The following is a 23,832-nucleotide window of genomic DNA, read 5'->3' as shown; positions in this document are numbered from 1 at the left end:
AAGTGGAAACGGTTTAAAAAACCGAAAATTAACGTGTTGTATTTGTACTTCGTTTATCCCATTTAATGTCGCTTAAGACACCTGATTTTATTCCAATAAAGAAGCCCCAGTTTGCGTTTGTTCCAAAAGGAGTCCAGTTAAAATCCATTCTCCAACTCAGTAAATCACGCTCGAAACGCAGTTGAGTGTAGGTAACTCCATTTTGTACAAAATCATAACCAGTTGATATTCCGGCTTTCCATTTTGGTGTCAAATCGGCATTAGCAGAAATCATTATCGAGTTTCCAATAATTTCTTTCTCCCTATTGGTATTTCCATATGTTAATGAATAGGCAAATGTCATATCCCAAGGCAACTTAGAACTAAAAAACTCTGATATCTTGTCGTCACCAGTTTCTTCACTGCCGTCAAATTGGCTTTTAGTATTGTCATTGAGAACGGTATTTTTACCAAAAAGGTCATCCTCACGACCTCCATTTCGTTGACTTTGATTATTTTTATCTTTCTTAGTACCGTCTTTTTCCTTGCTGGAAATAGAGTAATTTAAGGTCATGTTAGCACTAGTCATTCTAAATAGGCTACCTCCATTGTCAATATTGAAAAGATTCATTCTGTTTCCAGAATTATCTATCGCGTAAGGATCTAGTGTTGCTCCAAAATTGACATTCATTTTATTTTTAAATAGTTGTGTTCCACCACTAACTCTCACTGGAGACCAAGCAAGTTCATTTACACCATCAGCATCTAGATTATAGCTGGTTGATAAATTTAAATTGTTGAGCAGCATGATTTTTTTAGGCTCCACTTTAGTGCTGTCACTGTCTTTTACTTTAGCCTCAAAGGTGTTGCTTAAGTCAAAGCCTAATGTATTAGAATTGGTTAGTCCTGGAGCTCCAAAAATCCCTGATTCAAATCGGGAATACTGTTTTGTAGTAGTTCCGGTAGCATCTATAGCATAAGTATCGTAATATTTTTCAAAACTTGGAGTATAACCATAGGAAACCGATGGTCGCATGACATGTCTAATAGACTGTATTTTTTTATCCTTTCCAAGATTGAATGTTCCGTAAATTGTAGTTCCTAAACTGGATGAAAAAGAGTAAGTTCTAAATGCATCAAAACCACTTACTGTTTTGTCTACTACTGCGCTTTGTTCTGTATCGTAAGATCTCTCAATTGTTTTGGCATACCAAACTTCCTCATAATTTCCAGAGGTTGATGCACTAAAATATTTAAACAATTTAAAATTGGTGCTTAAAGGGATACTATGTTGCATACCTAGTTGTGCATCTCTAAACATCTCTGGTTTGAAGAATAAGGAATCTGTAGTTGTGATTGTATTTCTTCCGCTTAAATTGTATTGCAAATTTATATTCTTAATGAATCCTTTTTTAACGCCGTCTTTTCCTGCAAACGGATAAATTCTGTCTACACTTAATTGAAGTGTAGGTAACGTCATGTTTATTACTTCCGTTTGTGTGTTTTGCGAATGTGTTGCTGACAATGACATTCTAACTTGCGGTATGGAATTAAAGGTTTTTGAATAAGAAATGGAAGAGTTTAGGGAATTATTAAGGTTCGACCCTACATTAGCGAGGTTGATAGACTGTTGAAAGTATTTACTACTTCCAAGATTGACAGAAGCCGAAAAGCTGGAGTTTGGATTTGCTTTTGAATCTCTGGCATGAGACCATTGTAAGTTGTAGATTTTTTGTTTTGCATAATCTGGATAACCTCTTTCGCTGGTAATTAAGTTTTCATATCTGAAATTTATGTTACCTCGATAGTTATAACGCTTTGCATAAGAGGATTCAAATCGCAAACCATAACTACCATTAGTATAATAATCTCCTAATACCGTTAAATCGTAATTGTCGCTTAATGCAAAGTAATACCCTCCGTTTTGCAAGGAGAAACCTCTAGTGTTAGAGTCGTTATAGCTGGGTAATATTATTCCAGATACAGCTGTTTCTTTACTTAAGGGGAAATAGGCAAATGGCAGTGCAATAGGAGTCGGCACGTCTGCGATAACCATATTGGTTAGTCCGGTCACTACTTTTTTACCAGGGATAAACTTAACTTTATTGGTTTGAAAATAATATTCAGGTTTTTCAATATTTGAAGAAGTTGTGAATCGAGCACCTTTTAAAAAGTAGACAGAGTCATTCTCTTTTTTAGTAATTTCAGCCTTAATTTTAAATTCGCCTTGATCTGACCTGGAATTCCATATTAAAGCTTTTTTTGTCTTAAAGTTAAATCGAATAGAATCCGGTTCTACTTCATTTTCTCCTTGTTTAAAATGGGGTAATTGTGTGTATTTACCTGTAGAATCTTTAATTCTTCCCGCATACACTTCATTTTTTTCGTAATCCATTACGATTATTCCTGCCTTTAATTCAATATCTTGATAATATAGTTCGGCTTTATCGTAAATGGTAATGAGTTTTTTCTTCTGATCAATTCGGGCATATTGATCAGCCTTGTATTTTACTTTGCCATCAAGAAATGCTTTCGTTGGCTTTATACTATCCTTTTTTATTATGGTATCCGTTTCTTTTTTTATAGCAACAGTCTCCTTTTTCACATTGTTAGTGTTTGAATTAGAGAGAGTAATTTGTTTTTTGTTCGGAATGGCGGTCGTTTTTTTTGATATATCTTGGGAATATAAATTTCCATGTCCTATTGTTAGGAAAAATGATAATAAAACGATATTAAATAAGTTTGTCTGCAAAGGTTTAAATACTATTTTTGTAAAATTATGGCCTGTTTTTTGAAGTGTCAAACTTACAGATTATTTTTTGTCAAAAATAATCAAATAAAATTTTTATAACCTCAGTGTTTTAATTAAATTAACTTTAGAATTATGCATGTATTTATTAAAATTAAATTTTACATATGAAATTCAATTATTATAGTTTTTTTTTGATACCAATTTTTATATTATTTAATAGTACAAGTGCGTTTTCTCAAAACGATCAAACGCTTACTGTAGTGTTAGATGCAGGTCATGGCGGTAAAGACCCCGGAAATTCTTATCATGGCTTTACTGAAAAAGTAATTGCGCTTAAAACTGCGCTAAAGGTGGGGAGTATTTTAGAAAAAACAGATGGTTTTAAAATTATTTATACTCGAACTTCTGATGTTTTTATTGAATTAGCAAATAGACCAAAGATTGCGAACAAAGCGAATGCTAATTTGTTTGTTTCTATTCACTGCAATTCTGTGAAAAATTTTCAGCCTTATGGGACTGAAACTTTTGTAATGGGTTTGTCTCGAAGTGATCTTAATTTAGAGGTTGCGAAAAGGGAAAATTCAGTAATTTTATTAGAAGATAATTTTAAAGATACGTACCAAGGATTTGACCCTAGTAAACCAGAATCCTTGATTGGATTGACTATTTTGCAAGAAGAGAACTTGAATAATAGTATTATATTAGCTACTGAAATTCAGGATAATTTCACAAATAAATTAAATAGAAATTCCAGAGGTATAAAGCAACAGCCACTGTGGGTTTTAGACGCAGTTTATATGCCTAGTGTTTTAATTGAGCTAGGGTTTCTATCAAATAAAGAAGAGGGGGAATTTTTGAACTCAGAGGAAGGACAAGATCAAATGGCATTGCAAATAGCAAATGCGATAGTTCAGTATAAAAAGAAATATTTTGGAGCTTGATGAATTGTTGATAAAGCAATTGAAGATAGTAATACTAGTTTAGTAGAAAATGTATCTTCAATTAATAATCAAATTTTATATAAAGTACAGCTTTTAGCAAGCGCTAAAAAGATACCGTTAATATCCAGTAATTTAAAAGGATTAAGCAATATATCAAGTACATTTGACAATGAATTATTTAGGTATATGTAGGGAGAAGGATCTAATCTGGAAAAAACAACAAAAATGTAATTAGAAGCGCAAAGGATTGGATATCCGGATGCAATATTAGTAGAAATTAAATAAGTAAAAGTCTTGTCATAACACTTTAGAGGTTAGATAAGAAGAATAATTAAATTGTAAAAAAAAAATAGATTTTGAAATTGATAATTAGTAAAAAGAACACTCTTAAATTAGTATTATTTCTAACTTTTTTAGTTAGTAGTCTTTCTTTTGGGCAAAATAAAAACTTTAAAGTAACCTTAGATGCAGGACATGGTGCACATGATTTTGGTGCGGTATATAATGGTCATGTTGAGAAAAACATTGCATTAGCTGTCGTGCTTAAAGTGGGGAAATTATTAGAAGCTAATTCTAAAGTTGATGTTACTTATACAAGGAAAACAGATGTCTTTATTGACTTAGTTGAAAGAGCGAATATAGCAAATAGGGCTGATGCCAATGTTTTTGTTTCTATTCATTGTAATGCAAATAGAAATACGGCTGCATTCGGTACAGAGACTTATGTGATGGGTATGAATAAGGTTGCTTCGAATTTAGAGGCTGCAAAAAAGGAAAACTCGGTTATTACATTGGAGAAAGATTACAAACGTAAATATGAAGGTTTTGATCCTAACTCTCCGGAAACAATGATTGGATTGACCTTGATGCAGGAAGAATATCTTGAAAATAGTATTTCACTAGCAAGTAAAATAGAAAATTCATTTGATGGGCTAGGAAAAAAACTAAGAGGAGGTGGTGTTAAGCAAGCTCCCTTTATGGTACTACACAAAGCGTATATGCCAAGAGTTTTAGTGGAAATGGGTTTTATATCGAACTATACCGAAGGTAATTTGTTAGACTCAGAAGATGGGCAGAATGAAATTGCCAGAGCAATTGCTAATGCAATTATCAGTTACAAAAATGAGTATTATGGGAATGGTGGTGCCGAAACAGCAGAAACAATACCTTCTCAAAGAAGCGTGGAGAACAACAGTTCTGCTCCAGCTGAAATTAAAAAACCAGTAGTTAAGCAAGATAGCTCGAATGTTATTTTTAAGGTGCAAATTGCTGCAAGTGGAAGAAAAATGGACCTGAACCCTAGAAATTTTAAAGGTTTAAGGAACATCTCAATGGATTATGATGATAATTTGTACAAATACATGTATGGTGAAACTTCTGATTATGGCGAATCTATGCGTTTAGTAGATGAAGCAAAGGCTAAAGGATATGATTCTGCTTTTTTGATTGCATTTAAAAACGGAAAAAAGATTAGCGTTCAAGAAGCAATTAAATTATAACAAGTTCATTATTTTATATTAAATTTGTCAAAAAACACTTAGATTTTGAAATTAACAAGAGAAATAAAAACGGCAATTTTGGTAATTGCGTCTATATTATTATTTATTTGGGGTTATAGCTTTTTAAAAGGTAGAGACCTTTTTAATAGTTACAAAACTTTTTATGTGGAATATGAATCTGTTGAAGGTTTAGCTCCATCTTCTCCGGTCACTTTAAACGGATTAATTATTGGAAAAGTGAACAACATCTCAATAGAGGAAAGTACAGGAAAGTTATTAGTAGAGTTACAAATTAAAACTGACTTTCCAATTTCTAAATCCAGTATCGCTACTATTTATGAGCCAGGATTTATTGGAGGGAAACAAATTGCAATTGAGCCAAATTTTAAAGATCCTTCAATTTCCTTAGATGGTCAAAGACTAAAGGGAGAAATAAGGATGGGACTTACGGCAAGTGTAGGTGACAAATTAGGACCTATTCAGGAAAAATTAGAGAAAATAATGGCTAATGCAGATGTTCTAATTACTGGAGTTAATAATGTCTTAGATAAGAAAGCGCAAGAGGATTTAAGAAAAAGCCTAGCTGAATTGAGTGCGACTATGGAGCAATTCCACAAAGCTTCCTTGAGTATGAATACTATTTTAGACGAGAATAAAACTCAAATAAAAGGTGTTGTAACTAACTTTAATAAGATTTCTTCTGATTTTTCTAAAATTTCCGATTCATTAAATAAAGCCGACTTAGGTAAATCAGTGAAAAACCTAAATGCTACATTAGCTAAAGTTGATGGTATTATGAATGGTTTGAAATCTGGAAATGGAACAATGGGTAAATTGTTGAATGACGATGCCTTATATAACAATTTAGATAAAACTTCAAAAGAGTTGGAGCTTTTACTTCAGGATGTGAGACTTCATCCTACGAGATATGTGAATATTTCAGTTTTTGGAAAAAAGGACAAACCTTATAAAGCGCCAGTAAAAGATACAATTTCATCAACCCAAAACTAAATTTAATGAGCTACTTAGACAATATATTATTTGCCGTATTATTGGTTATCGGATTTGGTTATTTCTTTCGAAACATAAATAAAATCAAACGAAACATAAATCTAGGTATAGATATAGACCGTAAAGACAATCCATCTGCTCGTTGGAAAAACATGGCGATGATTGCCATGGGACAATCTAAAATGGTTAAAAGACCTATAGCTGGTGCACTGCATATTGTTGTTTACTTAGGGTTCATTATCATTAACATTGAATTGTTAGAAATCATCATTGATGGTTTGTTTGGTACGCATAGATTTTTTGCTTTCATGGGTTCGTTTTATGACGTACTGATCGGGTCTTTCGAGATATTGGCAATATTAGTTATTGTTGCAGTAGTTGTTTTTTGGATACGTAGAAATGTAATAAAATTGAAACGTTTCGTTATGGGAGATTTAAAAGGATTTCCTAAAAATGACGCTAACTACATACTTTATTTTGAAGTTGTTTTAATGACTTTATTTTTACTAATGGATGCTTCTGATCTGCATTTACAGAACGTATCAGGAGGCTTTTCTCATTTTATAAAAGCAGGTTCTTTTCCAATAAGTCAATTTATTGAGCCTTTATTTAATGGAATGGCAAATGAAACAGTAATGCTTCTTTTTGAAGTTTTCTGGTGGATTCATATTGCTGGTATTTTAGTTTTTATGAACTATTTGTATTTCTCGAAACACTTGCATATCCTATTAGCATTTCCAAATACCTATTTTGCCGACTTGAATCCTTTGGGACAATTTGATAATTTAGAAGCGGTAACTAAAGAAGTTAAAATGATGATGGATCCAAACGCTGATCCATTTGCAGCAGCGCCAGCACCAGCAGAAGGTGAAGTTCCTGCTAAATTTGGAGCTAGTGATATTCAGGATTTGAACTGGGTACAACTGTTAAATGCCTATACATGTACTGAATGTGGAAGATGTACATCAGCTTGTCCAGCAAATATAACTGGTAAAAAACTGTCTCCTCGAAAGATTATGATGGATACCAGAGATAGAATGGAAGAGGTAGGTAAAAATATTGATGCCAATAAAGGTGTTTTTATTCCAGACAATAAAACCTTGTTAAATGATTATATTACAGCTGAGGAACTTTGGGCTTGTACATCATGTAATGCATGTGTTGAGGAATGTCCAGTAAACATAAGTCCTCTCTCTATTATTATGGATATGCGACGTTATTTAGTTATGGAACAAAGTGCTGCTCCAATGCCATTAAACGCAATGATGACTAACATTGAGAATAACGGAGCGCCATGGCAATACAACCAACAAGACAGGTTGAATTGGAAAAATGAAAATTAAGAGGAATTGAAAATGATCCTTTAAGTAAGCTTAGGAGTTTTTTATCACAGTCAACACCAATAAATATTAGATTTCAAATTTTCAAAACATGAAAATTTGTTTTTTAAACTTTAAAAAAAAATATATGTCAGAGAATTTAATAGTGCCAACTATGGCAGAAATGCTAGCTCAAGGAAAGCAACCAGAGGTTTTGTTTTGGGTAGGTTGTGCAGGAAGTTTTGATGATAGGGCAAAAAAGATTACAAAAGCTTTTGTTCGAATTTTAAACCGTACAAATGTTTCTTTTGCTGTTCTTGGTACGGAAGAAAGCTGTACTGGAGATCCTGCAAAAAGAGCTGGGAATGAGTTTTTGTTTCAAATGCAAGCAATGATGAACATTGAAGTTCTCAATGCTTATGAAGCCAAAAAAATTGTTACTGCTTGTCCGCATTGTTTTAATACAATAAAAAATGAATACCCTGAGTTAGGTGGAAAGTATGAAGTAGTACATCATACTGAGTTTTTGAAATCCCTGTTAGACGATGGAAGATTAACTATCGAAGGAGGACAATTTAAAGGAAAAAAAATCACATTCCATGACCCCTGTTATTTGGGAAGAGCTAATAAGGTTTATGAAGCTCCAAGAGATTTGATTCGCAAACTCGATGTTGAATTAGTTGAAATGAAACGTTCTAAAGCTAATGGTTTATGTTGTGGTGCTGGTGGAGCGCAAATGTTTAAAGATGCTGAGCCTGGAAACAAGGAAATAAATGTTGAAAGAACCGAAGAAGCATTAGAAACTAAGCCAGATATTATTGCTGCAGGTTGTCCGTTTTGTAACACGATGATGACTGATGGTGTGAAAAACAAAGAAAAAGAAGGAGATGTGAAAGTTATGGATATTGCAGAGTTAATCGCTAATGCGGAAGATTTGTAAGGAAGTAACTTATAGAATATTTAAAAGGTTAAAGCGGTATTCGTTTTAGCCTTTTTTTGTTTTTGATAGTTGGCTGTTGTTGATTTATGTTTTTTCAAAAGCATTTCATAATAGAATTGTATTTTTATAGTGATAGTTCAAATTATATAAATCGAAAGCCTTATTTTTGTAGAATAAATAATCATTATGCTAGTAGATTTTAATACACTTCCTGAAGAATCCAGAATATGGATCTATCAATGCAATCGTAAATTTTCGGACGCTGAATTTGCAGAGATTGAAATTGCCTTGAAATCCTTTCTTGAAAATTGGGCTGCACATGGCACTGGGCTTGCTTCCTCATATCAACTTAAATACAATCGCTTTATAATAATTGCTGTTGATCAAGAAGTACAGGCGGCGACTGGATGCTCAATAGATTCTTCTGTAGAGTTTATTCAAAGTTTGGAAAAGAAATACAATGTTGATTTATTGGACAAGATGAATGTTACTTTTAAATTAGGAGAGCATATTGCCCATAAACCATTAATTGATTTCAAAAAAATGGTAAAGGATAAGGCGGTTACTGAAAACACTGTAGTTTTTAATAACTTAATTAATAATATACAGGAGTACAATGAATCATGGGAAGTTCCAGCAATTGATAGTTGGCATAGCCGATTTTTCTAAAATAAATACACTACAATGAAAAATACAGACATCAGAATTTATTTTCTTTATGTCTTATTTTTTTTTATAGCCAGTTGTAGCAGCGTAAAAAAAGATAAGCCTAAAGTAGTGTTCTCTCATATTCCTACCGAAGTAGTTGATTTGGAAATTGACAAACCACAAAAGAAAGCTACATTATTTGATGTATCGGATGAAGGGAAAAAATGGGTAGATAGTATCTATGATGCAATGCCCTTAGATGAGAAAATAGGGCAATTGTTTATGGTTGCTGCTTATTCGAATAAAGACAATGCGCATACTAACGCCATTGAAAAACTCATCACGGAAAATAAAATCGGAGGTTTGATTTTCTTCCAGGGTGGACCCTTAGCTCAGGCCAAATTAACTAATCGTTTCCAAGCCAAATCGAAAGTGCCTTTGTTTATTGGGAATGATGCCGAATGGGGATTAGCAATGAGACTTGATTCAACCTATAGTTATCCGTACAACATGACACTTGGGGCAGTTCAGGACATGAAACTCATTGAAAAAATGGGAGTTCAAATAGGACAGCAAAGCAAAAGATTAGGGCTGCAGTTTAATTTTGCGCCAGTACTTGATATAAATACCAACCCTAAAAATCCAATTATTGGTTTTCGTTCTTTTGGCGAAGACAAATATAAAGTGACTGAAAGAGCTGTCGCTTTAATGAAAGGGTATCAGAGTGAGGGCGTTTTTGCGACTGGAAAACATTTTCCGGGCCATGGTGATACTGAAACTGATTCGCATAAAGCCTTGCCTACAGTTAACTTTTCGAAAGAAAGATTGGAAATGATGGAGTTTTATCCCTACAAGCAAATGTTTGCAGAAGGACTTTCCTCTGTTATGGTAGCCCATTTGAACGTCCCGAGTTTGGAGTCAAGAAAGAATTATCCGTCTTCAATTTCATATAACGTAGTTACTGATGTTCTTCAAAAAGAACTGGGTTTCGACGGTCTTATTTTTACCGATGCGCTTAACATGAAGGCTGTAAGCAATGTTCATAAAGCGGGATATGTAGATTTAAAAGCTTTTTTAGCAGGTAATGATATTTTATTATTTCCCGAAGATGTTCCGTTGGCAATTGAAATTTTTAAAGATGCGTATCGAGACTCTTTGTTAACTGAAAAAAGAATAGCTTTTTCTGTAAAGAAGATACTTAAATTTAAATATTTGGCAGGTTTGAATTCTTACAAGCCTATAGAAATAAAGAACTTGTATGAGGATCTTAATCCTTCGAAAAATAATGCGTTGGAATACGAATTGTATGAAAATGCTATTACTGTTTTAAAAAATACAAATTCTATTTTACCAATCAAGGAATTGGAAAATCAAAAAATAGCCTATGTAAAAATGGGTGACGCAACAAATAGCAGCTTTGTTTCAACACTTAAAAAATATGCTGAAATAACGGAAGTAGCTGATACTAATTTAGATAGTTTGCAATTAAAATTAAAGCCTTTCACAACCGTAATTATTGGGTATCATAAATCGAATGCAGCATTTAAAAATCACGATTTTACATCTAATGAATTAGCAAAGTTGGCTTTTTTGACAAAAAACAACAATGTTATTCTGGATGTTTTTGCCTCGCCATATTCATTGCTTCCCATCACAAATTTTGATGATTTGGGCGGATTAGTTATTTCCTATCAAAATAGCGCGATTGCACAGGAAGTGTCGGCTGAATTAATTTTTGGGGCAATTAGTTCAAAAGGAAAGTTACCAGTTACGATTTCTTCAGATTTTGTTGCTAAATCAGGGTTTTCCACTGAAAAGTTAAATATATTGGGTTTTACAGCTCCAGAGAATGTAGGAATGAACCCTGTTGTTTTATCTAAGATTGATGCTATTGCTCAAAAGGCAATCAATGGAAGAATGGCTCCTGGTATGCAAATACTTGTAGCAAGAAAAGGAAAAGTGGTGTTTCAGAAATCGTATGGTTCTCTTACCTATGAATCTAAATCGAAGGTGTTAAATACTGACTTGTATGATGTTGCTTCTTTGACAAAAATATTATCCACCTTGCCTAATGCTATGCTGCAATATGATGCCAATAAAATAAATATGGAAACAAGGTTAGACTCCATGTTACCTATTTTTAAGAATTCAAATAAAAAGGACATCCGCTTTAAAGAATTTTTATCCCATTATGCCCGTTTGCTTCCTTGGATTCCTTTTTATAAAGCAACCATAGATCGTAACGGTAATCCTTTAGAGGCGTATTATAGAAAAGTTAAAGAAGCTCCGTTTTCAACAAAAGTAGCAGACAGCTTATATTTAAGGGATGATTATCACGATACCATTATGAAGATAATTGCAGATAGTAAATTATTACCACAAAAAGGATATCGATACAGCGACTTTACTTTTATTATCCTGAAAGAATATTTGGAAAAATTAACCGGGAAAAAATTGGACGAGTTAAGTTATGAAAACTTCTATAAACCTCTTGGGGCGAATAACACCATGTATAATCCCTTAGAAAAAATCAATAAAAACAGAATTGCACCTACAGAAATCGACACTTATTTCAGGCACCAAACGATACAGGGCTATGTTCATGATATGGGAGCCGCTATGGAGGGAGGAATTGGAGGTCACGCAGGAATTTTTTCGAATAGCATGGATGTTGCTAAAATAATGCAGCTCTATTTGCAGAAAGGGAATTACGGTAACCGTCAGTATTTTTCGCAAAAGACATTTGATGATTTTAATACCTGTTATTTTTGTGCTGAAGGAAATCGGAGAGGAGTAGGTTTTGATAAACCACAATTGGGCAAAAGTGGTCCCACTTGCGGTTGCGCTTCAATGACTAGTTTTGGCCATACCGGATTTACCGGAACGATGGCATGGGCAGATCCTGAAACCGAAATTGTCTATATCTTTTTATCCAATCGAACTTATCCAAATGATGCTGTAAATAAATTATCAAAAGGGAATATAAGAGAAGATATCCAAGAAATTATTTATGATTCGATTGAGTTTTAGGACTACACTTGAATACACATTAAGAATTATAGTTGGAATTTAAGGGATGTAATTTTTCTGTTTTTACAGAAATGGCATTCCTATTTTTCATAAATTCGTTACTTTAAAATATATACATGAGAATTGCAATAGTTTGTTATCCCACTTTTGGTGGAAGTGGCGTTGTCGCTACAGAGTTAGGTCTTGAATTAGCTCGTCATGGTCATGAGGTTCACTTTATTACATATAGCCAGCCAGTACGATTGGCGTTGTTAAATCCAAATGTGCATTACCATGAGGTAAATGTTCCTGAATATCCGTTGTTTCACTATCAACCTTATGAATTGGCTTTATCTAGCAAATTAGTGGATATGGTAAAACTTTACAAAATTGAGGTATTGCATGTTCATTATGCCATTCCGCACGCTTATGCAGGATATATGGCTAAGCAAATGCTAAAAGATGAAGGTATTGAAATTCCTATGGTGACTACGCTGCACGGTACGGATATTACTTTGGTTGGGAATCATCCTTTCTATAAGCCAGCAGTAAGTTTTAGTATTAATAAATCAGATGTGGTGACTTCAGTTTCCCAAAGTTTAAAAGACGACACTTATAAATTATTCAACATAAAAAAAGATATCCATGTGATTCCTAATTTTATTGAATTGGATAAAAATAATACGGATCCTAGTATTGCTTGTCACCGTTCCGTTATGGCAAAACCAAGTGAGCGTATTATTACACACATAAGTAATTTTAGGAAAGTAAAAAGGATTCCTGATGTTATAAAAATATTTTATAAAATTCAAAAGGAAATTCCTGCTAAGTTAATGATGGTTGGTGACGGACCTGAAAAGGAAAAAGCGGAGTATTTATGTCAAGAATTAGGAATTTTAGATAAAGTAATCTTTTTTGGGAACAGTAATGAGATTGATAAGATCTTGAGTTATACGGATCTGTTTTTATTACCGTCAGAAACAGAAAGTTTTGGTCTAGCTGCATTAGAGGCAATGGCTTGGAGCGTTCCTGTCATTTCAAGTAATTCAGGAGGATTATCTGAAGTGAATTTTGAAGGGGTTTCAGGTTATTTGAGTAATGTTGGCGATACTGATGAGATGGCAGAAAACGCTTTGAAAATATTAAAAGAGGATGCTACACTTTTAAAGTTCAAGGAAAATGCCTTAGAAGTGGCAAAAAAGTTTGATATTAAAAATATCTTACCATTATATGTAGATCTATATCAAAAAGCAATAAAGAAATATTCGAAAAAGAATAAGTTGTTGAACGATGCAAAATAGGTATTAATGCTGTGGCTATCTCTATAAAAAAATGAAGAAAATAAGTATATCATTACTCACATTACTGTTAGTGTCTTGTGGGGCAAGTACTCCAATAAATACCGAACGAAAGGTTTTGTATGAAGTTTTGACGCAACAAGGTGACGGTGGGGGAAACATTCATTTCTTTGAAATTCTTACAGAACCAAATGAGATAAGAATGTTGCAGAATGACAAGAAGTTAAGAAACAAAATTAGTCCAATAGATGTTCAAAAATCTAATTTTGTTATTTTGAATATGGGAGAGAAAAATACAGGGGGTTATTCTATTTCAATTGAAAGCGTCGTCGAAACAGATAAAAATATAATTATCAGCGTAAAAGAAAGCAGCCCTGTTCTAGGTTCGATGGTTTCGCAAGGATTTAGTTATCCGTTTTGTGTAGTCAAAATAAATTCGAAGAAAGAAATTATCATTAAATAAAAAAACGCCACTATTTCTAGTGGCGTTTTTTTGTAATGTGTGCTTTTTATTAGAATTGGTATCTAAGAGCTAATGCTACATCAGAACCATAATTGTTTTTGTAGTATCCGTTTCCACCAATTTCTGGTCTAAAATCTAATGAAATCAACAATGGGATATCAAAGTTATATTCAATACCGATATCTCCTGCTGCGAATACAAATGTATCATTGTAAGAATTGCCGTTGTTGTCGTAATTGTAGCTACCTACACCACCACCTACACCAGCGTACCAGTTGAAACCACCGTCAATGTTCCAAACCCATTGGTATAATGCTGCTAATTTAATAGCGTTGTCATCATAACCATTATTGTTGAAGTTACTTCTGTTTCTCCAACCTAAGTCTAATTCTAAACGATTATTTTCAGATAAAGCTCTTTGGTAAGAAAGTTCTCCTCCAAATCCACCATTGTCTCCAAAACGAAGTCCTAATGCATTTTTTGATATGTCTTGTGCCTGTGCGCTAAATGCTAATCCAATTAGCATAACAGCAGATAAAATAATTTTTTTCATAAGTAAGTATTTGTTACCGCAAATTTACAACGACAGTAGACGTACGGAATTATAAAATAAATGTTAATTGTTTCAAAATTCACATGTTTGTATTTTTCAAAAACATAGTAAGCTTACTGTTTATAGGGTATTGGTGGCTTTTGTAGTGTAATAATTAAAAGTTAATTTTTAACGAAAAAAGATAGAATTACATTGATTTTTTTGAAAATAGCAGTGATTTTATCATTTGGTTGCTCACTATGTCCTCCATTTCAAATAGGTTTTCCTCTGCAGTATAGTGCGATTCATTATAATAGTGTAGTTTCCATCGTTTTTTATTATATTCTAGTGAAGTTAGGTTTTCTACCCAATCTCCAGAATTTAAATATAAGGTAGAACCGTTTTTAGTTTCTTTTTTTATGATTTTAGGTTCGTGAATGTGGCCACAGATTACATAATCATAATTTTTTTCGATGGCAATATCAGTCGCTGTTTGTTCAAAGTCTGAAATGTGTTTTACTGCTTTCTTTACACTTGCCTTTATTTTTTTCGAAAAAGAATAAGGCTCTTTCCCCATTTTTTTTAAACACCAATTTACAAAGCGATTTGTTAAGATTAAATAATCGTATCCCAAGCCACCCAATTTAGCAATCCATTTAGCATGATGTACTGATGCGTCAAAGACATCACCATGAAAAATCCAAGCCTTTTTGTCATCTAATTCCAATACTAATTTATCAACAAGAGTAAAATTGCCCATGTGCATATCACTAAATTTACGTAGCATCTCATCATGATTACCTGTAATGTAATAGACTTTAGTCCCTTTGGTTGCTAGGCTTATTATTTTTTGAATAACTTTTAGATGTGTTTTTGGGAAATAAGATTTTCTAAATTGCCAAATATCTATAATATCTCCATTCAAAACTAAAATCTTCGGTTTGATAGAGCAGAGGTATTTATTGAGTTCTATTGCATGACTTCCAAATGTTCCAAGATGTGCATCAGAAATTACTACTAAATCAAGTTTTCTTTTTTTCAATTTATTCAAATTTGAAGTTTCACAAATTTAAGGATAGCTTGATGGGATTTGTTTTAATAGAGTGTTATCAATTCTTGGTTAACATTAATAAAATGTAACGTTACTACGTTAGCTAATTGTTAAATAATCCTATTTTTAAATTTTTTACTTTAGGTCATAAAACATATATTTGTTCAAAATTAATTATAATGGCAGGAAATAGCTACGGATCACTATTTAGAGTAACAACTTTTGGAGAATCACATGGGGAAGCCTTAGGTGGAATTATAGACGGTTGTCCATCTGGAATACAATTAGATTTAGAGGCAATTCAACTTGAAATGTCCAGAAGAAAACCGGGTCAATCGGCCATAGTTACACAACGAAAAGAACCAGATGACGTTCAGTTTTTATCTGGAATTTTTGAAGGTAAAACGACAGGAACTCCAATAGGTTTTATCATTCCAAATACAAACCAAAAATCAGATGATTATTCTCACATAAAGGACAATTATAGACCTAGCCATGCTGATTATGTTTATGATAAAAAGTACGGTGTACGTGATTATAGAGGTGGTGGAAGAAGTTCTGCTCGTGAAACAGCAAGTAGAGTAGTTGCTGGTGCAATTGCAAAACAGATGTTACCTGAGATTAAAATTAATGCCTATGTATCTTCTGTAGGGCCTATTTTTTTAGAAAAACCGTATCAAGATTTAGATTTTTCTGAAACAGAAAACAATCCTGTACGATGTCCAGATGAAGAGATGGCGATGGTAATGGAAGATTACATCCGTGAAATTCGAAAAGAGGGTAATACTGTAGGAGGAACCGTAACCTGTGTTATTCAAAATGTTCCTGTAGGATTAGGCGAGCCTGTTTTTGATAAGCTTCATGCTGAACTAGGTAAAGCAATGCTATCCATAAATGCTGTAAAAGGATTTGAATATGGTAGCGGATTTTGCGGTGCCAAAATGAAAGGTAGTGAGCATAATGATTTATACAACCCTGACGGAACTACTAAAACCAACCTATCTGGAGGAATTCAAGGTGGTATCAGTAATGGTATGGATATTTATTTCCGAGTGGCGTTTAAACCAGTCGCAACCATTATGCAAAAACAAGAATCTCTTGACAATAAAGGAAATATAACTGAAATGACTGGAAAAGGACGTCACGATCCTTGTGTGGTACCAAGAGCAGTTCCTATTGTAGAAGCCATGGCAGCGATAGTTCTTGCTGATTTTTATTTAATAAACAAAACCTATAGTAAATAAACAAAACCAAAAACAATAACCAATTAAATGACCACAACCCAAGAAACGCAGAAGAAATCTATTTTCGCTAACCTAACTACCCAGATATTAATAGCAATGTTATTAGGGGGGATTTTAGGTATTATTATTCATAATACAATCTCAGCTGAAGCTGCTTTGGGATTTAGTAATAAAATAAAAATACTTGCCACCGTTTTTATTCGGTTGGTTCAAATGATTATTTCTCCATTGGTATTCACCACACTAGTTGTAGGGATAGCAAAACTTGGAAATGTAAGTGCTGTGGGTAGAATTGGAGGAAAAGCACTAGGGTGGTTTTTTACAGCTTCTTTTATTTCACTATTATTGGGTATGTTTTTTGTGAACATACTAGAACCTGGGGTTGGACTTAATTTATCGAATGTTGATTTGACATCAGCATCCGAAGTTGCAGCTAAAACTCAAAGTATTTCCTTCGAAAATTTCATCGAACATATTGTGCCAAAAAGTATTTTTGAAGCAATGGCAACGAATGAAATTCTTCAAATTGTAGTATTTTCCATTTTTTTCGGTTTAGCAGCGGCTTCTATAGGAGATTATGTAAAACCTGTTGTAAATGGTTTAGACAAAATGTCTCATATCATTTTGAAAATGGTGAACTACGTAATGAACTTTGCACCAATTGGTGTATTTGGTGCCATAGCAGGAGTTTTTGCAGTTAGGGATTTTCAAGAATTGGCTATAACCTATTTCAAATTTTTCGGTTCCTTTTTAATTGGAATTTCTTCACTTTGGATTTTATTAATCCTTGTTGGTTATATTTTCCTTAAAAGCAGAATGACTGTATTGTTGAAGCGAATTGTAAGTCCTTTAATTATTGCATTTGGGACAACGAGTAGCGAAGCTGTTTTTCCAAAGTTAACGGAAGAATTAGAACGTTTCGGAGTGAAAGATAAAATCGTTTCATTTATGTTGCCATTAGGTTATTCTTTTAACCTTGACGGTAGTATGATGTACATGACTTTTGCCAGTATTTTCATTGCGCAAGCTTACGGTGTACACTTGGACTTGGGGACGCAAATGACCATGCTTTTAGTATTGATGCTTACCAGTAAAGGAATTGCAGGAGTACCAAGAGCCAGTTTAGTGGTTGTTGCAGCAACTTGTGGAATGTTTGATATTCCTATTGAAGGGATAGCGCTAATATTACCAATTGATCATTTTTGTGATATGTTCCGAAGCGCAACTAATGTTTTAGGGAATGCTTTAGCCACATCGGTGGTAGGACAATGGGAAGAAAATAATGAAATAGATATAATTCCATCAGAGTAAATTTAATAGAAACTCCTCAATTTTGAGGAGTTTTTTTATTTTTACACATTCAGTTTATATAATAAAGTAAAAAAATAAGATATGAAAAATCTCGCAATGCATTGGAAAATTCTGATAGGAATGATCTTAGGGCTACTGTTCGGATTATTAATGAAAAATTTAGAACAAAATGGATTGGTAGTCGATTGGATTAAACCTTTTGGTACTGTTTTTATCAATCTGCTTAAAATGATAGCTGTTCCATTAATAGTAGTTTCTTTGATAGTAGGATTAGCTGATTTGAAAGATATTTCTAAACTTTCTAAACTAGGTAGTAGAACGGTATTATTTTATTTATGCTCAACAGTAGTAGCAGTTACTATTGGTTTAGTATTGGCTAATTTAATTAAACCAGGTAGATATATCAATGACGTATCGAGAGAAACTTTGATTGAAAATTTTTCTGGAGATGCTTCGCAAAAAATTGAATTGGCGGTTAAAGCCAAGAACAGTGGGCCGCTTCAGCCTTTAATAGATATTGTTCCAGAAAATTTCTTTAGTGCATTGAGCGATAACGGTAGTATGTTAAAAGTGATATTTTTTGTAATTCTTATTGGAATTGGTCTGATTTTAATTGAAGAGAAAAAAGCTAAGCCGGTTGTAGATTTCTTTAAAGGAATGAATGAGGTAATCATGAAGATAATTGATATCATAATGTTATTTTCTCCTTATGGTGTTTTCGCTCTGATGGCTGCTTTGATGGTCGAAATCCCTGATTTTTCGACTTTAGGTGCCCTTGGAATTTATGGTTTGACCGTGTTATTAGGCTTGTTTATAATGGCATTTGTATTCTATCCTACTTTATTGATGATTTTCGCTAAAGTAAATCCTATTAAATTTTTTAAAGCAATCGCCCCAGCCCAACTTCTTGCTTTTTCTACAAGCTCTAGTGCAGCTACACTTCCTGTTACGATGGAATGTGTGACGGAGAATCTTGGTGTTGACGAAGAAGTATCTAGTTTTGTATTACCACTGGGAGCAACGGTAAATATGGACGGGACAAGCTTGTATCAGGCAGTAGCAGCAATTTTTATAGCACAGGCTATGCTTCCTGAAGCATTAGACCTGCAGACCCAGTTGATGATTGTTGTTACCGCAACTTTGGCATCTATAGGCTCTGCTGCAGTTCCTAGTGCTGGTATGGTGATGCTAGTAATTGTTCTTGGCCAAGCTGGGATTCCAGAAGCTGGATTAGCACTTATTTTTGCAATAGATAGACCATTAGACATGTGTAGAACAGTTGTCAATGTCACCAGTGATTCTACAATAGCAACGATTGTCGCAAAATCAGTTGGGAAATTAAAGACTCCCAAGGGATTTTAATTTCGTGAGATTTTAAATAAGATATATTTGATAATTAAGTGTTTTAAGGATGGAGTTTAGGACTTGAGTTTACTTTTGATATCAAAGATTTTATTTTGGGAGAATTTTTAGTTAATAGTTTGGTTCGTCTATTTATTTAGTTCAAAGAAATTGAAATAATTTATTAATTTGTTAATACTTAATTCATTAAAATTGTTAAACATCAATTATATAAATGTATGTTTGTAATCCAATAGCTACTTATGTTTTACGTACGGATTCTTTTATTTATTTTAATTTCTTCGAATATGTTCGGTAATAAAACCATTACCGGATCGAATTTACCTACAAGAAAGAAAATAACAGTATTAGCAAAAGAGGCCGAATGTTACTTAAGTGAGGCCAATTATGAAAAATCTTTTATAACCTCAAGACTTGCCTTACAGCAAGCTTTGACGATAAATGATGATTACCTTATCGCGAGGTCCTATAAAAATATAGCCTCTACTTATGAGGATTTGTTTGAATATGAAAAAGCAGTTTTTTATTATAAGAAAGGTTTGGTATATGCTGATAAAACAAGGAATGATACCATTAAGCATGCATTTAATAATAATCTAGGTAACATCTATTGTTTTGAAAAAAAACAATTTGATAAAGGACTAAATTATTATAAGAAGTCACTAGAATATGGTTATAAAATAGCTGATACTAGTCAGGTCTTTATTACAGAATTAAATTTAGCTTGGGCTTATTTTTATACTAAAAATTTCGAAAAAGGGAAGTCTTATCTTGATTTCATCAATACCTACAAAAGCAAGTACGGAGATAAAACAACAATGGTTGCTTTAAATATGCTTAATGGAATGTATTATGGGGAAAAAGCGGAATATAAAAAAGCAAAATCATTCTTTTTAGAAGCTATTAAGTTAGGTAATGAAGGTGATCAGAAATGGGATTTGTCCTATTCGCACGAGGAGTATGCGATGTTATTGATGAAAATGGGTAATTATAAGGAAGCTTATGAAAACTTAGTTTTATTCAACAAAATTAAAGCGGATCTCGATAATTCAGATAGGCAAAAGAAAGCTAATGCAGCAGGTGTTAATCTTGAATTAGATGAATACAAAAGAAAAGTAGATGTTATTGAGCATGAAAATGAATTGCAATACAAGAGCCTACAGCAATCCAGAATTATTGTGATTCTATTTTTGATTATTTCAGGAGTATTTTTACTTTTAATTTACTCTCTGTATAAAAATTATAACTTTAAGAAAAAGAAGAACTCCGAGCTTATCGTTGCCAATGAGCAATTGAGTACCGCTAAGGAAAAGGCTGAAGTAGCATCACAACTTAAATCACAGTTTGTTTCGACAATTACTCATGAGCTAAGAACTCCTTTATATGGAGTTTTAGGGATAACTAATATGTTGCTAGATGAACATAAGGAATTAGCCAATAGTCCACATTTAAGTTCTCTTAAATTTTCAGCTAGGTATTTATTGTCGTTAGTTAATGATGTTCTTCAGATCAATAAAATAGAAGAAAACAGGATCGTTCTTGAAAACCTGACCTTTAATATTGCGGATGAAATTAATATGATTAAAAATTCTTTGTCATTTATTGCTAAGAATCATTCTAATTCTATAAATGTTAATATTGATCCTAAAATCCCAGAATATTTAATTGGCGACAAACTGAGATTCTCACAAATTCTAATAAACTTAGTTAGTAATGCATTAAAGTTCACAAAGAATGGGGATATAAATATTAATGCACATTTGATAAAAATAGAAAATAGATTGCATTATATTGAATTTAAGATTCAAGATAATGGAGTAGGAATTGCCGAAGAAGATCAGGAAAAAATATTTGAAAAATTTGTTCAAATAGGAAGGAAAGAAATAGACTATCAAGGAACTGGGTTAGGACTATCAATTGTGAAACGTTTGCTAGAGCTATTTAATAGCACCATTTCTCTTGAAAGTAAAATAGGTGAGGGAACAACATTTACCTTTACTATTGCCTTTGATTACGATACTATAAAAACTACTAGCTTAATAAATAACATCCAAGTTGATTTGACGACTGGGCAAATGTTTAAAGTTTTGGTAGTAGATGATAATGCTATAAATCAGTTAGTGACTAAAAAGATTATCGAAAAGCACAACTATAAATGTACAGTTGTAGATTCCGGATTGTCAGCGCTAGAAATTCTTGAAACAGCACAGTTTGATGTTATTCTAATGGACATAAACATGCCATTAATGAACGGCTTTGAGACCACTAGGAGAATTCGTAAAAAAGGTATTGATACTCCTGTTATCGCTTTAACGGCTTATGATAAAGAAGAGATTTCAGAAGAAGCTATTTCTGCTGGAATTAACGATATTCTTATTAAGCCATTTGCAGTTTCGCTGTTAGTTAAAACGATAAATCAACTGATATATAAAGTTAAAGAAGGTACGCTGGTGTGATAATTCTTGTTGTAAAAAAAATCGCAAAATCATTTTAAATGATTTTACGATTAATTTTAGCAAGACTTTTTTTGATTGTGAAGCTTGATGTTTTTATTTAATAGCAATTGTCTTAGCTATATTTTGTTTTGCTCCTTCTTTTTTATCAATCTCTACATGAAGGATACCGTCTTTGTAATTGGCAGTTATTTTATTTTCATCCGCATAGTCAGGAAGACTGAATGATCTGCGGAATGACTGGTAATTGAATTCTTTTCTATAATAATTGTCTTTCTTTCTGGTTTCCTCTTTTTCTTCTTCTTTTTCGGAAGATATAGAAAGCATATTATTATCAACTTCCACTTTAAAGTCTTGCTTTTTTAAGCCGGGAGCTGCCAATTCAATTTCGATTTTTTTATCCGTTTCTTTTAAGTTTACTGACGGCAAATTGCTACCTATTGAAGCGAGATTTCGATCGCTCCAATCCATTAGGTCTAATGGTGCGAAATCATCAAAAAACGCATCTACTGATGGTAAAAACGGACTTGTAACTACAGGCGAGAAGCCATTTCTTTTTACTAAAGTTTTCATAATTTAATTATTTAAAGGTTTGTTAATCATTTAATTAAATTTACAAAAGTAAAATGCCTATTTCAAAAAAAATAACACTTAATTAACTCTGTATTAAGGTTTTACCTAATAAAAAAATACCTTTTACCATAATGGTAAAAGGTATTTCTTACACTTTAATAATTCGATAAATAATTTAAATTAGTACCAGCGTTTCTTATTTTGTTTCGAAGCATCCGATTTTCGAGATTTATGGGCTCCACCACTTCTATTTGAATTTTTTGGCTTAGTAGATCCTCCTGGAGCAGTCTCAGGATTACCTGAATGCCATGGATAAGGATGGTCGCTAACTGTTTTTACGTCAACTTTAATTAATTTTTGAATGTCTTTCCAATAGCCATGTTCGTCTTTACTACAAAAAGAAATGGCAACTCCACCGTTTCCGGCACGTCCAGTTCTTCCAATACGATGTACATAGGTTTCAGGGATATTGGGTAAGTCAAAGTTAATAACATATGGCAATTGGTCAATATCGATTCCACGAGCAGCAATATCTGTTGCTACAAGAACTCCAACCTCTTTGTTTTTGAATGCTTCTAAAACGCGTTGTCTCGCATTTTGTGATTTGTCGCCATGAATAGCTTCGGCAGCAATGTTATTTTTGCGTAAAGCCTTTACGACATTGTCTGCACCATGTTTTGTTCTTGAAAAAACCAATACATCTGTCAAGTTTTCATTCTTGATTAAGTTATAAAGTAAGTTGCGCTTTTCTGTTTTTTCAACAAAATAGACACGTTGCTCTACGTTTTCAGCGGTAGACGAAACGGGTGAAACCGTTACCGTTTCTGGATTTGTCAAAAACATTTCAGCTAGTTCACGTATTGCCATTGGCATCGTTGCAGAGAAAAATAAGGTCTGTCTGTTTTTAGGAGTAAGCTTGACGATTTTTTTTACATCGTTTACAAAACCCATATCAAGCATTTGATCCGCTTCATCCAGAACTAAACAATGCAAGTGGTCAAGATCAATAAAACCTTGCTTATGCAAGTCCAATAACCTTCCTGGGGTTGCAATTAAAATGTCAACACCATTTTTTAGCGCATCTACTTGTGGGTTTTGAGAGACTCCTCCAAAAATGGTAAGTTGCGTTAAATTAGTATATTTTCCGTAAGTGTCAAAACTTTGACCAATTTGAACTGCTAATTCTCGAGTAGGAGTTACTACCAGAGCACGAATTTGTTTGGCTTTTTTTGACGATCCTACAATACGGTGTAGTTGATGTATAATGGGTATGGCAAATGCTGCCGTTTTTCCTGTTCCTGTTTGTGCGCATCCTATTAAATCTTTTCCTGCTAAAACTAGAGGAATTGATTGTTCTTGGATGGGAGTGGGGTTAGTATAGCCTTGTTCATATACGGCTCTTTGGATACTTTTTGAAAGTGATAATTCTTCGAATAACATATTTTTA

Annotated in this window: 18 protein-coding genes; 13 read left to right on the top strand and 5 right to left on the bottom strand. The window is 33.2% G+C overall.

Annotated features, from left to right (window positions below):
* Positions 1–28: 28 nt before the first annotated feature.
* The gene (locus tag BLV91_RS15265) at positions 29–2,782 is read right to left on the bottom strand and encodes a putative LPS assembly protein LptD (protein ID WP_091434827.1); all 2,754 of its coding nucleotides are present in this window, start codon (positions 2,780–2,782) and stop codon (positions 29–31) included.
* 113 nt (positions 2,783–2,895) lie between these two features.
* On the opposite strand from BLV91_RS15265, the gene BLV91_RS15260 reads away from it, so the two are divergent.
* The 9 genes from BLV91_RS15260 to BLV91_RS15220 all read left to right on the top strand — a co-directional run bounded on the left by BLV91_RS15260 (position 2,896) and on the right by BLV91_RS15220 (position 13,859).
* Positions 2,896–3,672 carry an N-acetylmuramoyl-L-alanine amidase family protein gene (locus tag BLV91_RS15260; RefSeq protein ID WP_245709721.1) on the top strand — a complete coding sequence of 259 codons (777 nt, stop codon included), beginning with the start codon at positions 2,896–2,898 and terminating at the stop codon, positions 3,670–3,672.
* Between the two features lie 362 nt (positions 3,673–4,034).
* Positions 4,035–5,171: an N-acetylmuramoyl-L-alanine amidase family protein gene (locus tag BLV91_RS15255; RefSeq protein ID WP_394331840.1), complete on the top strand. Its 1,137-nt coding sequence runs from the start codon at positions 4,035–4,037 to the stop codon at positions 5,169–5,171.
* Positions 5,172–5,216: 45 nt separating this feature from the next.
* Complete coding sequence (locus BLV91_RS15250) at positions 5,217–6,182, top strand: MlaD family protein (protein ID WP_091434825.1); 966 nt, start codon at positions 5,217–5,219, stop codon at positions 6,180–6,182.
* Positions 6,183–6,187: 5 nt separating this feature from the next.
* Complete coding sequence (locus BLV91_RS15245; protein WP_091434823.1) at positions 6,188–7,525, top strand: 4Fe-4S dicluster domain-containing protein; 1,338 nt, start codon at positions 6,188–6,190, stop codon at positions 7,523–7,525.
* A gap of 124 nt (positions 7,526–7,649) precedes the next feature.
* Positions 7,650–8,441 (top strand): (Fe-S)-binding protein, encoded by a 792-nt coding sequence (locus tag BLV91_RS15240; RefSeq protein WP_091434861.1) that lies wholly within the window; start codon positions 7,650–7,652, stop codon positions 8,439–8,441.
* A 186-nt stretch (positions 8,442–8,627) separates the two neighbouring features.
* Positions 8,628–9,110 carry an ABC transporter ATPase gene (locus BLV91_RS15235; protein WP_091434821.1) on the top strand — a complete coding sequence of 161 codons (483 nt, stop codon included), beginning with the start codon at positions 8,628–8,630 and terminating at the stop codon, positions 9,108–9,110.
* A gap of 15 nt (positions 9,111–9,125) precedes the next feature.
* On the top strand, positions 9,126–12,119 hold the full coding sequence (locus BLV91_RS15230) for a serine hydrolase domain-containing protein (RefSeq protein ID WP_091434819.1): 2,994 nt from the start codon (positions 9,126–9,128) through the stop codon (positions 12,117–12,119).
* A 116-nt stretch (positions 12,120–12,235) separates the two neighbouring features.
* A complete protein-coding gene (gene bshA / locus BLV91_RS15225; RefSeq protein WP_091434817.1) occupies positions 12,236–13,399 on the top strand; it encodes an N-acetyl-alpha-D-glucosaminyl L-malate synthase BshA in 1,164 nt (387 codons plus the stop codon).
* Positions 13,400–13,430: 31 nt separating this feature from the next.
* Entirely contained in the window at positions 13,431–13,859 is a 429-nt protein-coding gene (locus BLV91_RS15220; protein ID WP_091434815.1) for a protease complex subunit PrcB family protein, read from the top strand.
* A gap of 49 nt (positions 13,860–13,908) precedes the next feature.
* Here BLV91_RS15220 and BLV91_RS15215 read toward each other — a convergent pair whose 3' ends face one another.
* Together BLV91_RS15215 and BLV91_RS15210 are read right to left on the bottom strand one after the other, a co-directional pair.
* Complete coding sequence (locus tag BLV91_RS15215; RefSeq protein WP_091434813.1) at positions 13,909–14,412, bottom strand: hypothetical protein; 504 nt, start codon at positions 14,410–14,412, stop codon at positions 13,909–13,911.
* 187 nt (positions 14,413–14,599) lie between these two features.
* Positions 14,600–15,433 carry a UDP-2,3-diacylglucosamine diphosphatase gene (locus BLV91_RS15210; protein ID WP_091434859.1) on the bottom strand — a complete coding sequence of 278 codons (834 nt, stop codon included), beginning with the start codon at positions 15,431–15,433 and terminating at the stop codon, positions 14,600–14,602.
* 188 nt (positions 15,434–15,621) lie between these two features.
* Here BLV91_RS15210 and aroC point away from each other — a divergent pair, with 188 nt between their 5' ends.
* From aroC to BLV91_RS15190, 4 genes are all read left to right on the top strand, one after another.
* The gene (aroC, locus tag BLV91_RS15205; protein ID WP_091434811.1) at positions 15,622–16,686 is read left to right on the top strand and encodes a chorismate synthase; all 1,065 of its coding nucleotides are present in this window, start codon (positions 15,622–15,624) and stop codon (positions 16,684–16,686) included.
* 27 nt (positions 16,687–16,713) lie between these two features.
* The gene (locus BLV91_RS15200) at positions 16,714–17,997 is read left to right on the top strand and encodes a dicarboxylate/amino acid:cation symporter (RefSeq protein WP_091434809.1); all 1,284 of its coding nucleotides are present in this window, start codon (positions 16,714–16,716) and stop codon (positions 17,995–17,997) included.
* Positions 17,998–18,078: 81 nt separating this feature from the next.
* Positions 18,079–19,359, top strand: coding sequence for a dicarboxylate/amino acid:cation symporter (locus tag BLV91_RS15195; RefSeq protein ID WP_091434807.1), 1,281 nt, complete (start codon positions 18,079–18,081; stop codon positions 19,357–19,359).
* A 287-nt stretch (positions 19,360–19,646) separates the two neighbouring features.
* Positions 19,647–21,815, top strand: coding sequence for an ATP-binding response regulator (locus tag BLV91_RS15190; protein ID WP_091434857.1), 2,169 nt, complete (start codon positions 19,647–19,649; stop codon positions 21,813–21,815).
* 93 nt (positions 21,816–21,908) lie between these two features.
* On the opposite strand, the gene BLV91_RS15185 is transcribed toward BLV91_RS15190, so the two are convergent.
* Complete coding sequence (locus BLV91_RS15185) at positions 21,909–22,385, bottom strand: Hsp20/alpha crystallin family protein (protein WP_091434805.1); 477 nt, start codon at positions 22,383–22,385, stop codon at positions 21,909–21,911.
* 180 nt (positions 22,386–22,565) lie between these two features.
* Positions 22,566–23,825: a DEAD/DEAH box helicase gene (locus tag BLV91_RS15180; RefSeq protein WP_091434803.1), complete on the bottom strand. Its 1,260-nt coding sequence runs from the start codon at positions 23,823–23,825 to the stop codon at positions 22,566–22,568.
* Between the last annotated feature and the right edge of the window lie 7 nt (positions 23,826–23,832).

The organism is Flavobacterium degerlachei (assembly GCF_900106645.1).
Lineage (GTDB): Bacteria > Bacteroidota > Bacteroidia > Flavobacteriales > Flavobacteriaceae > Flavobacterium > Flavobacterium degerlachei.
This window is presented reverse-complemented; position numbering and strand designations above follow the sequence as displayed.

Excerpts from the sequence above, each read along its gene's own strand:
- BLV91_RS15230 (WP_091434819.1), top strand. The coding sequence starts at position 9,126 with ATGAAAAATACAGACATCAGAATTTATTTTCTTTATGTCTTATTTTTT.
- BLV91_RS15215 (WP_091434813.1), bottom strand. The coding sequence starts at position 14,412 with ATGAAAAAAATTATTTTATCTGCTGTTATGCTAATTGGATTAGCATTT.
- BLV91_RS15240 (WP_091434861.1), top strand. The coding sequence starts at position 7,650 with ATGTCAGAGAATTTAATAGTGCCAACTATGGCAGAAATGCTAGCTCAA.
- BLV91_RS15190 (WP_091434857.1), top strand. The coding sequence starts at position 19,647 with ATGTTCGGTAATAAAACCATTACCGGATCGAATTTACCTACAAGAAAG.
- BLV91_RS15200 (WP_091434809.1), top strand. The coding sequence starts at position 16,714 with ATGACCACAACCCAAGAAACGCAGAAGAAATCTATTTTCGCTAACCTA.
- BLV91_RS15180 (WP_091434803.1), bottom strand. The coding sequence starts at position 23,825 with ATGTTATTCGAAGAATTATCACTTTCAAAAAGTATCCAAAGAGCCGTA.
- aroC (WP_091434811.1), top strand. The coding sequence starts at position 15,622 with ATGGCAGGAAATAGCTACGGATCACTATTTAGAGTAACAACTTTTGGA.
- BLV91_RS15195 (WP_091434807.1), top strand. The coding sequence starts at position 18,079 with ATGAAAAATCTCGCAATGCATTGGAAAATTCTGATAGGAATGATCTTA.
- BLV91_RS15220 (WP_091434815.1), top strand. The coding sequence starts at position 13,431 with ATGAAGAAAATAAGTATATCATTACTCACATTACTGTTAGTGTCTTGT.
- BLV91_RS15260 (WP_245709721.1), top strand. The coding sequence starts at position 2,896 with ATGAAATTCAATTATTATAGTTTTTTTTTGATACCAATTTTTATATTA.
- BLV91_RS15245 (WP_091434823.1), top strand. The coding sequence starts at position 6,188 with ATGAGCTACTTAGACAATATATTATTTGCCGTATTATTGGTTATCGGA.
- BLV91_RS15235 (WP_091434821.1), top strand. The coding sequence starts at position 8,628 with ATGCTAGTAGATTTTAATACACTTCCTGAAGAATCCAGAATATGGATC.
- bshA (WP_091434817.1), top strand. The coding sequence starts at position 12,236 with ATGAGAATTGCAATAGTTTGTTATCCCACTTTTGGTGGAAGTGGCGTT.
- BLV91_RS15185 (WP_091434805.1), bottom strand. The coding sequence starts at position 22,385 with ATGAAAACTTTAGTAAAAAGAAATGGCTTCTCGCCTGTAGTTACAAGT.